This is a genomic window from Clostridium sp. DSM 17811 (assembly GCF_018861905.1).
In the GTDB taxonomy this organism is placed as follows: domain Bacteria; phylum Bacillota; class Clostridia; order Clostridiales; family Clostridiaceae; genus Clostridium_AD; species Clostridium_AD frigoriphilum.
This window is the reverse complement of record NZ_JAHLDU010000006.1, coordinates 123821-136444: the sequence shown is the minus strand read 5'-3', so window position 1 is coordinate 136444 and position 12624 is coordinate 123821. Positions and strand designations below refer to the sequence as shown.

The 12624-nt window shown below is 31.1% G+C and carries 10 protein-coding genes; 9 read left to right on the top strand and 1 reads right to left on the bottom strand.

Features of this window, described 5'->3' with window-relative positions; genetic code table 11:
• Positions 1-18 precede the first annotated feature (18 nt).
• The 5 genes from thiD to KPL44_RS09925 all read left to right on the top strand — a co-directional run bounded on the left by thiD (position 19) and on the right by KPL44_RS09925 (position 4934).
• A complete protein-coding gene (gene thiD / locus KPL44_RS09945) occupies positions 19-843 on the top strand; it encodes a bifunctional hydroxymethylpyrimidine kinase/phosphomethylpyrimidine kinase (protein ID WP_216249301.1) in 825 nt (274 codons plus the stop codon).
• The gene (cytX, locus tag KPL44_RS09940) at positions 836-2047 is read left to right on the top strand and encodes a putative hydroxymethylpyrimidine transporter CytX (RefSeq protein ID WP_216249299.1); all 1212 of its coding nucleotides are present in this window, start codon (positions 836-838) and stop codon (positions 2045-2047) included. Before thiD ends, cytX begins: the two co-directional genes overlap by 8 nt.
• Positions 2029-2865: a hydroxyethylthiazole kinase gene (thiM, locus tag KPL44_RS09935; RefSeq protein ID WP_216249297.1), complete on the top strand. Its 837-nt coding sequence runs from the start codon at positions 2029-2031 to the stop codon at positions 2863-2865. The genes cytX and thiM overlap by 19 nt, the downstream gene beginning before the upstream one ends.
• On the top strand, positions 2855-3478 hold the full coding sequence (thiE, locus tag KPL44_RS09930) for a thiamine phosphate synthase (RefSeq protein WP_216249295.1): 624 nt from the start codon (positions 2855-2857) through the stop codon (positions 3476-3478). Before thiM ends, thiE begins: the two co-directional genes overlap by 11 nt.
• Positions 3479-3710: 232 nt before the next feature.
• Entirely contained in the window at positions 3711-4934 is a 1224-nt protein-coding gene (locus tag KPL44_RS09925; RefSeq protein WP_216249293.1) for a 6-phosphofructokinase, read from the top strand.
• 106 nt (positions 4935-5040) lie between these two features.
• On the opposite strand, the gene KPL44_RS09920 is transcribed toward KPL44_RS09925, so the two are convergent.
• A complete protein-coding gene (locus KPL44_RS09920; protein WP_216249291.1) occupies positions 5041-6258 on the bottom strand; it encodes an alanyl-tRNA editing protein in 1218 nt (405 codons plus the stop codon).
• A gap of 287 nt (positions 6259-6545) precedes the next feature.
• On the opposite strand from KPL44_RS09920, the gene KPL44_RS09915 reads away from it, so the two are divergent.
• From KPL44_RS09915 to KPL44_RS09900, 4 genes are all read left to right on the top strand, one after another.
• Positions 6546-7763 (top strand): NAD(P)/FAD-dependent oxidoreductase, encoded by a 1218-nt coding sequence (locus KPL44_RS09915; RefSeq protein WP_216249285.1) that lies wholly within the window; start codon positions 6546-6548, stop codon positions 7761-7763.
• Positions 7764-7960: 197 nt separating this feature from the next.
• A complete protein-coding gene (locus KPL44_RS09910; protein ID WP_216249282.1) occupies positions 7961-9883 on the top strand; it encodes a PrkA family serine protein kinase in 1923 nt (640 codons plus the stop codon).
• A gap of 4 nt (positions 9884-9887) precedes the next feature.
• On the top strand, positions 9888-11060 hold the full coding sequence (gene yhbH, locus KPL44_RS09905; protein ID WP_216249279.1) for a sporulation protein YhbH: 1173 nt from the start codon (positions 9888-9890) through the stop codon (positions 11058-11060).
• A gap of 2 nt (positions 11061-11062) precedes the next feature.
• Positions 11063-12433, top strand: coding sequence for a SpoVR family protein (locus KPL44_RS09900; protein WP_216249276.1), 1371 nt, complete (start codon positions 11063-11065; stop codon positions 12431-12433).
• The last annotated feature ends 191 nt before the right edge of the window (positions 12434-12624 follow it).

The window sequence follows — 12624 nt, the reverse complement described above, 5'->3', positions numbered from 1 at the left end:
AAATAGGAGGAAAATAATATGAAAAAAGTTTTAACTATAGCAGGATCTGACAGCTGTGGAGGTGCAGGAGTGCAGGCAGATATAAAAAGCTTAAGCGCAAACGGCGTATATGCAATGAGCGTAATTACAGCTATAACGGCACAGAATACTATGGGCGTTTTTGAAGTTCGGGATCTAGATGCAGAAATCATCAAGGCGCAAATTGATGCTATTTTTACAGATATAATTGTAGATGCAGTTAAAATTGGTATGGTGTCTAAAATTTCTACTATTGATGCAATAAGTGAAAGGCTGGAATTATACAAACCTAAAAACATTGTACTTGATCCTGTAATGATATCAAAAAGTGGTTATTCACTGCTAAAGCCAGAGTCGAAATCAGCTTTAATTAAGAAACTTATACCACTGGCATCACTTATTACACCAAATGTACCAGAAGCTGAAGAAATACTTCGCGAAGAAAATCTGAAATTTCCAGACATAGAAACTATAGAAGATATGGAAAAAGCAGCTAAAGAAATCTATAAGCTGGGATGCAAAAATATACTTTTAAAAGGTGGACATATGAAGGGTAAAGCGATAGATGTATTTTATGATGGAGAGGAAATTACGCGTTTTACGTCTGAAAGAATAAACACAAAAAATACTCATGGCACGGGATGTACTTTGTCATCTGCTATTGCTGCAAATTTATCACTGGGTTTTAGCATGAAGGAATCAATAAAAAAATCAAAACAATATATAACAACCGCTATAGAACACTCTTTGGATATTGGGCATGGAGTTGGACCAACAAACCATTTCTATGAACTATATAAAAAAGCGGGGATGGCAAATGATTAAGGATAAAGAAAAATTAGGATTTTGGACCTTTGTATTTTTGTGGTTTGGGGCTGCAGTATCTATTGCTGAAATAATGACAGGTGGATTAATTGCACCTTTAGGATTTAAAGTTGGAATAATAGTAATACTTCTAGGTCACTTGATTGGAACAGGAATATTAATACTCGGTGGGATCATCGGGTCTCGTGAAAAAGTGCCTGCAATGACTTCAACTAATATTTCTTTTGGAGTATATAGTACCTATTTATTTTCAATTTTAAATATACTTCAGCTAATAGGTTGGACTGCAATTATGATTAAGGTAGCAGCGAGCTCTGTAAACTTAATATCACAAAGCTTATGGAACGTAAGTAATGTTTTAGTATTTATAGTTCTTATAGGTGTACTTACAATATTGTGGCTCTATTTTGGAAATGCAGGCATGAAAAAATTGAATATTACAGCGGTATCATTACTTTTTATACTTACATTGGTGCTTGGATCAATAATATTTAAAGATAAAACACTTCTAACAAAAGCAGCTACTGGTGGAATTTCTTTTGGAGGAGCATTAGAACTTAGTATAGTTATGCCTCTTTCATGGCTACCTTTAATTGCAGATTACACTAGATTTGCAAAGAGTGAAAAGGGAGGAGCCTATGGAAGCTTTATAGGTTATTTTATTGGAAGTTCATGGATGTTTATTATAGGACTTGGGGCTGCCATTGTTTCAAATAATTCAGATCCTTCGGTTATGATGCTTGCAGCTAATTTAGGAATAGCAGCTCTTGGAATAGTAGTGTTATCCACAGTAACTACTACATTTTTAGATGTGTACTCGGCAGGAGTTTCATTTCTAAACATAGTTCCAAAACTTGGTGAAAAAAAGATTGGTATCATTATGACGGTTATTGGAACGCTTATGGCAATTATAATTCCTATGGAAAACTATGAAAACTTTTTATACGCTATAGGGTCAGTATTTGCACCATTATTTGCAGTTTTAATTACAGATTATTTTATAATAAAGAAAAATACAAAAATTAAATCTGATGTACTTATAAATTGGGGAGCAATTTTTGTGTGGATTATAGGAATAATACTTTATTATTGGTTTATAAAACTTGATTTTGTACTAGGAGCTACAATGCCTGATATGGTTATTACAGGATTTATATATTTAATAAGTTGGAGGATGATGTCAAAATGGAAATTAACAATATAATAATTAAATTATTAGATGATTTAAGAGAAAAGACACCTTTAGTTCACCAGATAACGAATTATGTTACTGTTAATGATTGTGCTAATATTACACTGGCTATTGGTGGGTCTCCTGTTATGGCAGATGATATTAATGAAGTTCTTGAGATGGTATCACTTTCATCTTCACTTGTTATAAATATAGGAACGCTAAATAGTAGAAGTGTAGAGTCTATGATAAAGGCAGGAAAAAGGGCAAATGAGTTAAAGATCCCTGTTATCCTAGATCCTGTTGGAGCAGGGGCAACATCTTATAGAACAGAAGTCTGTAAAAGGATTATAAGCGAGGTCAAACTAGCAGTAATAAGAGGGAATTTGTCTGAAATAAAAATAATATATGGTATTGATACTGTGACAAGAGGTGTGGATGCTTCTGAGAGCTTTGATGTAAGCAGTAACGAATTTACAAAAACGAAGGAAATGGCAAGAAAATTTGCTATTAAATTTGGAACAGTTGTAGCTATAACAGGCGAGGTAGACATTATAACCGATGGTAAAACTCTTTACACCACATCAAATGGTCATAAAATGATGTCGAGGGTTACAGGTACTGGGTGTATGTGTACTGCAGTTATTGGTTGTTATTTAGGGGCAGGAGGAAATAATTTAATAGCTGCGCTTGCAGGAGTCGTTTCAATGGGGATAGCAGGTGAAACAGCATACGAAAGGTTAGATAAAAGGATCGAAGGTCCAGGAACTTTTAGGGTGAAAATGATAGATGTTATGTACAATTTATGCGATATAGAAATAAATAAAAGGAGCAAGATAAATGAAGAATAAAATAAATTACAGTCTTTATCTTCTTACAGATAGAGAAATGCTTGTGGATACAGATATATATACTGCAGTAGAAGAGTCAATAAAAGGTGGAGCTACATTAGTTCAACTTAGAGAAAAGGATATAAGTACTTTAGAATTTTATAATATTGCATCAAAGGTTAAAAAAGTTACTGACAAATATAATGTACCACTGATTATAAATGATAGAATAGATATTGCTTTAGCTATAGATGCTGCAGGGGTTCATTTGGGGCAAAGCGATATGCCAGCAAGCATTGCACGAAGTATAATAGGAAATGATAAGATAATTGGAATTTCTACATCAACAGTTGAGGAAGCGCGAGAGGCAGAAAAAGAAGGGGCAGATTATGTTGGTGTTGGTGCAATGTTTCCTACAACTACTAAAGATGATGCAAGTGCTGTTTCTGTGCACTGCTTAAAAGAAATAAAAGATAATATATCAATTCCTGTAGTTGCTATTGGTGGAATTACAAATAAAAATGTTAATTTATTAAAGAGAGCAAATATTGATGGAGTAGCTGTGATTTCAGATATTCTTGCGAAAAAATGTATAAAAGAAGCAACAGAGAAATTAGTAGCGGTAATGAAATAAAGGTAAAGAAAATTAAATAGGGGATCAAAATATATAAAGCCTAATATGATAAATAATCTATTAGGCTTTTATATTGCGTTTATATATATGATTAATGTAATAAAATACAAATGTACTATAATATATATATATTGTAACAAGTAAAATATATTAATGTAATTTAAAATAACAATATATAGTAGAATAATTTTAAAAGAGTACTGGCATGAAATTATAAGGGGGAGCTATAAATATGATAATTGAAGGTAAAGTTTTAATTGCACAAGGTGGTGGACCAACTGCTGTTATTAATCAATCTCTAGTTGGTGCGGTTTTAGAAGCAAGAAAATTTGCGCAGGTAACAAAAGTCTATGGTGCTATAAATGGAGTAAATGGGATAGTTAATGAAAATCTCCATGATCTTAGCCGTGAGACTACTCATAATTTAGAGCAGGTTGCAATGACTCCATCATCTGCACTTTTGTCTACAAGAGATAAACCAGATGAGGAATATTGTAAGGAAATATTTAAGGTCCTTAAAGCTCATGAAATAAGATATTTTTTTTATATTGGAGGAAATGACTCATCAGATGCAGTTAGAATAGTAAATCAGCAAGCTATAATTTCAAATTATGAACTTCGAGCAATTCATATACCAAAAACTATAGACAATGATCTCATGATTAATGACCATACTCCTGGATATGGATCTGCAGCTAAATATATTACCAATGCATTTATTGGAGCTAATCTTGATAATAGAGCGTTACCAGGAATTTATATAGGAGTAGTAATGGGACGTCATGCAGGTTTTTTGACGGCCGCCGCAGCCCTTGCTAAAAAGTACGAAGATGACGGACCGCATTTAATATATGTACCTGAAAGAGTTTTTAAGATAGAACAATTTTTAACGGATGTAAAAAATGTTTATGATAAATATGGAAGATGTGTAATTGCTGTTTCAGAAGGTATTCAGGATGAAAAAGGAGTACCAATAATCGCAAATCTCATGGAAAGAGTAGAAAAAGATGATCATGGAAATATCCAACTTTCAGGAACAGGAGCATTAGGTGATCTTTTAGGTAAGTACATTAGGAAAAATTTAAATATTAAAAGAGTTAGATCAGATACATTCGGATATCCTCAAAGATGTTTTATGGGATGTGTCTCCGATGTAGATAGAAACGAAGCCCGAGAAGTAGGAGAAAAAGCTGCACAGTATGCACTTTGGGATAATGTTGGTGGTTCAATTACTATTCATAGAACAGGACATTATTCTGTAGATTATAGACTTACTCCACTAGACCTAGTAGCAGGCAAGACAAAGGTAATGCCTGATAATTTTATTAATAGCGCATGCAATAATGTGACTGAAGCATTTATAAATTATGCTAGGCCATTATTAGGATCAGAAATGCATTATGCACACAGACTTCGAGCATCTAAAGTACCAAAAATTCTAAATAAAAAAGAGTAGGGTGTAGCAATTGATGGTAAAACTTAAATTGAAGGATTATATGGAGTTAGAGATTTTATTATCAAGGACTAACTCTAAATAATCTACTCACAAAACAAATTAATATCTAATTTTTTGAACTAGACATTATATTTTCTTTAATTTTACTTAAGGCATAATCAAGCGTGGAATCCAAATTGTTATTATTTTTTCCGCCACCTTGTGCAGAAAATTCACTTCCACCACCCTTGCCATCTATAAGAGTTATTGCATCTTTTAAAAGGGAATCCATTCTTATAATTTTTAAATCTTTCGAACACATGAACAAGAGGTTTGCTTTATCTTGAAGTTTTACCCCAAATAAAACTATAACTTTTGGCGAGGTTACTAATTTTGTTGCTAACATGGTAGCATATTTTAGGTCCATTTTATCATAAATGAATTTAAGTATCCTAACATCATCTATTTTTTCAGCTTCTTTTAACATATTTTGAACTTCATATGTAGCAACTGTTGCACTTAGTACTCTACTCGTAGTAAGTGCCTTATTAAGCTCATCAGTAAGATTCTCAACTTTAGATATAACCGTAGCATTATTGCAAGATAGGAGTTTAGACATTCTCTCAATGGCTTCAAATTTTGAAATATAATCAGAAACTGCTCTTTGTCCACATATAAATTCAATTCTTACCCCAGTTTTATATTTTTCAAATTTTATAATTTTAATTAATTGGACTTCTATAGTAGAATTTGGATATATATCTTGGGATGGGAAAATATCAATATCAGCGATTTTCACAACCCTAATTTTTTCACCAGGTTTTACTGGAACCTTTTTTAGTGATAATTTTTTTAGTTCTGAGTTTGTTAAATTTAGGGTCTCTATTTTAATGTTTTTATTAACTATATCATTAGCCTTTTTCTCGCAATCTTTAATTTCTTGGGCACAAATACCTTTATCAAGATCAATAGTTGAAGAAGTTAAACCAAGGTTAAAACCAATAGTAGTTAGATTAAATAAATTAGAAATACAGGCCGTGAGGATATGTTGACCTAAATGTTGCTGCATATAATCATATCGTAAATCAAAGTTTATATTACATTTAACCTTATGAATTTTTAAAGGTTTCACTTCTAATATGTGATATATTTTATTGTTTTCTTCGTATACGCTTATAACTAAAGACCCATTTATATGTCCTGTATCGCTTGGCTGGCCAGTACCTTTTGGGTAAAAATATGTTCCATTTAATTCAACATGATATTTGCTATTTTTTTCAATTATATCTACTATTTCAGCTGTGAATTCTGTTCTATATTGATCTTCATAGTACAACTTTTTCAAACCTAAACATCTCCTTTTGTCATCTATATAAAAGAGCTATGATAATATAAAATAAAAAGTAAATCTTATTTGCATTTTATATTTTTAGGCACTTTAATTTATATTGTAACATAAAAAAATTATGGTATACAAAATAACAAATAGGATATTTAAATCTTAATATTTATTATATGCATATAGGAATATTGATTAAGAAACACTATATTCAAAGTTAATAAGTGGATTGCATTATTAAATTAGAGTCAATTCGGATAGTTTATAAAATATAATTAGTTAGGTGGTATACAATGAATTTACAATATGTACAAGGAGAACCTATATTCACGAAAACAAATAAAGTACCAAAGCAGTATGAATATTTAACAGAAAATATTGAAACCGATGTGATAATAGTAGGAGGTGGAGTTACAGGAAGTATTTTAGGATATTACTTTTCAAAAGCAAATATCAAAAGTGTCATACTCGAGAAAAATAGAATAGGTTATTGTAGTACAGGCGTGACAACATCATTACTTCAGTACGAACTAGATGATAACCTCAATGATTTAATGGAAGCTACAACCAAAAACAATGTAATAAGATCCTATGAATTGGGATTAAAAGCTTTAAATGAGATAGATAATATTATAAATCAATATGGAAATAAATGTGATTATAGAAGAAAAGACACGTTATTATATACTTCTAAAAAATTAGAAATTAATGAGATTTACGAAGAATATAGAATTAGAAAAGAAAATGGATTTGATGTGGATTTTATTGATGAAACTAGTAATCCTTTTAGTTTTGATTTGAAAGCTGGAGTTTATAGTAATAATGGTGGTGCACAATTTGATTCATATAAGTATACGCATGAACTTATTGATATAAGCCTAAAAAAAGGAGTTAGAATTTATGAGAACACAGAGGTCACAGCTGTGAATTACGAAAATAGTGGCGTGCTCGCTTATACTACTTATGGTTATAAAGTAAAGGGAAAGATAATTATAGTAGCTACTGGGTACAATACAGGATTGTTTAGTAAAAGGAATTTTGGAACTAAAACTACTACTTTTAATTTGGCGACAAAACCTGTTAGCGACTTTTCAGGTTGGTACAAAAGAGCACTTATCCGTGATAACAATTCACCATATAATTATTATAGAACCACTGAGGATAATAGAATAATTATAGGTGGAGAGGATATAAGATTTGTACCAGATATATTTAATGAAAAAGCTGCAAAGGACAAATATGATATATTGGAGCAAAGGTTAAAATTCATGTTTAACGATATTAAAGGTATAGAAGTAGAATATAAATATTGTGGTGCATTTGCATCTACAAAAGATAATTTGGGGTTTATAGGAAAAGACCCAGATAATCATAAGTTGTGGTATTGTTTGGGGTATGGTGCAAATGGAATATTATTTTCAATGCTCGGCGGAAGAATGCTTAGTGATTTATATTTAGGTAAATACAATGAGGATTTAAAGCTATTTCAAGTTGATAGATTTGATAATTAAAAATGCGAGCTCACATTTACAGTGGGCTTGTGTTTTTTTTGATTGTATATTTATTGAAGGATTATAAAATTTTAAAAAGTTTATTCTATAGTGGTATTTTAAAATTTTCATAAGTTTTTTATTTTTAATCATTTTGGGGGTATGCTCTTGCATATATTTAATATTATTAAAAATAATTTTATCTTAGGGGGTATTAAATGGATTTTAAAAACATAATAGAAAATGATAGAGGAAACAAGGCCAAAGATAAATTTGAAGGAACTTTTTTAGAATATTTAGATATTATTAAAGCAGATCCTGATAAGGCTAAGTTATCGCATAAGAGGATGTATGACACAATAATAAAAGGTGGATATGAAACATTAAAACCAGAAGAAAATCCAAGAATAAGAAAAATATATGGTAATGATATTATAAAAAGATATGCATTTTTTAAAGATGACTTTTTTGGAATTGACAAAGTATTAATGAAACTGGTTAGTTACTTTTATTCTGCATCCATGAAGGGAGAGGAATCTAGGCAAGTATTGTATTTAGCGGGACCAGTAGGTGCTGGAAAGTCATCACTTGTGGAAGCTTTAAAGAATGCTTTTGAAAATACGGATCCAGTATATGTTTTAAAGGGATGCCCTATGAATGAAGAGCCACTTCATTTAATACCAAAACATCTCAGAGGCAAAATTGGAGAAATGCTCAATGTGAAAATTGAAGGGGATCTTTGCCCAGCATGTAAATATAAATTAATTAATGAATACAATGGAGAATATGAAAAGTTCCCTGTTACCACTACATCATTTTCAGTAAGATCAAGAAAGGGCATAGGTGTTGTCCCACCGGTTGATCCTAATAATCAAGATACTTCAATTTTAACAGGCTCAGTTGATATATCCAAAATGGATATGTATTCAGAGGATGACCCAAGAGTTTTTTCTCTTAATGGAGCATTTAATGTTGGTAATAGAGGAATGGTAGAATTTATAGAAGTATTTAAAAATGATGTTGAATATCTTCATACAATAATAACCGCAACTCAAGAAAAATCGATACCATCACCAGGAAAGGGTTCCATGATTTACTTTGATGGTATAATTATTGCCCATTCTAATGAAGCAGAATGGAATAGATTTAAATCTGATCATACGAATGAAGCTATTTTAGATAGAATTGTAAAGGTCGAGGTTCCTTATTGCCTTGAGCTAAATGAAGAAATTAAAATATACGATAAGATACTTAAAAAGAGTAATTTTAAACCTCACATAGCACCACATACCATTGAAATTGCTGCAATGTTCGCATTGCTCTCAAGGTTTAAACCATCCAATAAGGTAGATCCTATAACAAAGCTTAAGATATATAACGGTGAAGAAATAGTAGAAAATGGAACTACTCAGAAAATAGATATTAGTGAATTAAGAGAAGAAGCGGGCCTGGACGAGGGTATGCATGGAATTTCTACAAGATTTATAGTAAAGGCTATTGATAATGCTATTTCGGATTCAGATTCGGATTGTATAAATCCACTAAGTATTATGGAAAGTATAATTAAGTCTGTTAGGGAAATGGATATAGCTGAAGATGAGAAGAAGAAGTATATGGGCTTTATTCAAGATAGTATTAGAAAAGAATATAACAAAATATTAGAGAAAGAAGTAACTAAGGCTTTTATACACAGCTACAAGGAACAAGCCGAAAGTTTATTTGATAACTATATAGATAATGCAGAAGCTTTTGTGAATAAGGCGAAATTAAAGGATAAAGCTACTGGTGAGGAACTTAAGGCTGATGAATCATTTATGAGGTCAATAGAAGAACAAATTGGAATATCTGTGAGCTCATCTAAGGGTTTTAGAAGTGATGTAACTTCATATATGTTTTATGTAGTTAGAAATGGTGGGAAAATTAAATATGAATCTTATGAGCCTTTGAAGGAAGCAATAGAAAAGAAACTAACAAGTTCAGTAAAAGAATTATCAAGAATTATAACTAGGTCTAGAGTTCGAGATAAAGATCAAGATGAAAAATATAATGTAATGGTTGAGCAAATGAAGGCTAATGGGTATTGTGATCATTGTTGTGATGTAATACTAAAATATGCAGCTAACAATTTATGGAAGGATTAGAATCATGGCAATATTTAGAGACTATAATGTAACTCCTATAGAGCACGATAGAGCTTCGGAGGACAGACGAAGGCACCGTCAGCTTGTTGAAAAATCTATTAAAGAAAATCTGGGAGATATATTGTCAGAGGAGAGTATTATTGGGCAAAGTAAGGATAAAAAAATTAAAATACCAATAAAAGGATTGAAGGAATATGAATTTATTTTTGGTAAAAATAAGGGGGGAGTTGCAAGCGGTGACGGCACGGAAAAAAGAGATCAAGTAATAGGAAAAGAAAAAGCACAGGGGGAAGGAAAAGGAGGAGGTAAAGCAGGAGACAAAGAAGGTGAAGATATCTATGAAACTGAAATAACCCTTGAAGATGCACTGAATTATCTCTTAGAGGATTTAGAACTTCCTGAAATGGATAAGAAGAAATTTTCAGAGGTTCTAACGGAGAATGGTCTAAAAAGAGCGGGTTATCAAAAACATGGTATTAATCCACGTCTTGCTAAAAAAAGAACAGTAGCCGAAAAGATTAAAAGGCAGCAGGCGAAAAATAAAGCTTTAATGGAAGAAGATAAGGGCAATAAAATTGAAAGATTGCCCTTCAAAAATGATGATTTAAGATATCATAGAGTTGAAAAAGTTTTGAAGAGAGAATCAAATGCAGTTATTCTATGTGTAATGGATGTATCGGGATCAATGGATACAACAAAAAAATATTTAGCACGTTCATTCTTTTTTATTTTATCTCAATTTATTCAATCAAAATACTCAAATGTAGAGGTTAGTTTTATTGCACATACAACTGTTGCAAAGGAAGTAAATGAAGTTGATTTTTTTCATAAAGTTGAATCAGGAGGTACGTATATTTCTAGTGGACTAAATAAAGCTTTAGAAATAATTGATAAAAGATATAATCCTGATAATTGGAATGTGTATGTTTTTTACGTAAGTGATGGAGATAATTGGGAAGAAGACAATGAAAAAGCTATAAAGGCTGCAAAAAACATTTGTGACGTAAGTAATTTATTTGGTTATGCGGAGCTTATGAATAGTTATTATTCTGCTTCTATGAAAGATGTGTTTTCGAAGGCGGTAACTAATGAAAATTTTCTTTCAATCGAAATAAAGCAAAAACAAGATTTATGGGAAGGTCTTAAATATATGTTGAAAAAGGATGGGGTGAGGTAAGTTTGTACTATACCTTAAAAGATTTAGAAGATTGGAATAAAAAAATTGAGGATATAGTAAAACAAACAAGGCTTAATTACTATCCTCAAGAATTCGAAATTATTGGATATAAAGATATGTTAGCTTACGAATCTTATTTTGGGATGCCTTCAAGTTATCCACATTGGAGTTTTGGTAAATCATATGAAAAAAATAGTACAACATATAAATATAATTTAAGTGGATTACCATATGAGATGGTAATAAATTCTGATCCTTGCATTGCATACTTAATGAAGGAAAATACGCTTTTATTACAGATATTAACTATAGCTCATGTTTATGGGCATAATGATTTCTTTAAAAACAATAGGCTTTTTAAGGAGGGAACCAGAGCTGCATCTACTGTTGAAATGTTTAAGTTTCATGCGGATAAGGTAAGAAGTTTTATAAATGACCCAAGTATAGGATATGAAAAGGTAGAGAGAATACTAGATGCAGCCCATGCCATAAAGTTTCAGACGAATAGAGTTGTTGGGGCAAAGAGAATAACTGATGAAGTTTTAAAGCAAAGAATTTTGGATGATTATAAAAGGAACAATAAAGTTCATGATAATTTAGATAAATATGCAAAATTAGAATTTCCCGAGATAAATAAAATACCATTAGAACCTGAGGAAGATCTTTTATATTTTATAATAAAATATGGTGATATAGAGGAATGGGAAAAAAGTTTACTCGAAATTGTAAGGCAAGAAACTGCGTATTTTATTCCTCAAATAGAAACAAAAATAATGAATGAAGGATGGGCTAGTTTTTGGCATTATAATTTAGTGAAGCAGCTTAAATTAACAGAGGGACTTCATTTAGAATTTATTAAACGTCAGAATGATGTTATAGCTCCTGGGCAAGGAACTATAAATCCATATTTCATAGGTTTTAAAATATTTGAAGATATTTTAAAAAGATATGGAATGGATAAAATATTTGAAGTTAGAGAAATAGAGAGAGATGAATCCTTTTTAAGAAAGTATTTAACAAAGGAATTATGTGAAGAACTTAATCTATTTGAATATGCGGCTACCAATGGAAATTATGTAGTTAAAGAAGTTGCTGACGATAATGGCTTTAAAAGTATTAGAAATACTTTAGCTAGTTCTTGTGGAGCAGGTGGGATCCCTATTATTAGAGTAACGGAAATGTCTCAAAAGGACAAAACGCTAATACTCGAGCATGTTTATGATGGTAGAGAATTAAACAGCACTTATGCAGAGGCTACTCTAAGGTATATATATGAGTTGTGGGGGCACACTGTAACATTAAAAACAACACGCGTAGGAAATCAAATTAAACTTATATGTGATGACGAGAAAGTAGTTATAAAAATAGTATAGATTAAAATTATAGACTGTACTGTAAAAAGTACGGTTTTTTTTATATAACTCATAGATTACATTTTAATATGGGGATAGAAATTTTTGTTAGTTATAATTTGATTATTATTGGTGATTGGCATATCATATATATTGGAGTAATAAAATTATAGATAAGGGTATTAATATTAAGAAAATTATAGAGCTAAGGA

Bases quoted from the DNA above. Each gene is read 5' to 3' on its own strand.
- thiD (WP_216249301.1), top strand. From the start codon at position 19: ATGAAAAAAGTTTTAACTATAGCAGGATCTGACAGCTGTGGAGGTGCA.
- cytX (WP_216249299.1), top strand. From the start codon at position 836: ATGATTAAGGATAAAGAAAAATTAGGATTTTGGACCTTTGTATTTTTG.
- thiM (WP_216249297.1), top strand. From the start codon at position 2,029: ATGGAAATTAACAATATAATAATTAAATTATTAGATGATTTAAGAGAA.
- thiE (WP_216249295.1), top strand. From the start codon at position 2,855: ATGAAGAATAAAATAAATTACAGTCTTTATCTTCTTACAGATAGAGAA.
- KPL44_RS09925 (WP_216249293.1), top strand. From the start codon at position 3,711: ATGATAATTGAAGGTAAAGTTTTAATTGCACAAGGTGGTGGACCAACT.
- KPL44_RS09915 (WP_216249285.1), top strand. From the start codon at position 6,546: ATGAATTTACAATATGTACAAGGAGAACCTATATTCACGAAAACAAAT.
- KPL44_RS09910 (WP_216249282.1), top strand. From the start codon at position 7,961: ATGGATTTTAAAAACATAATAGAAAATGATAGAGGAAACAAGGCCAAA.
- yhbH (WP_216249279.1), top strand. From the start codon at position 9,888: ATGGCAATATTTAGAGACTATAATGTAACTCCTATAGAGCACGATAGA.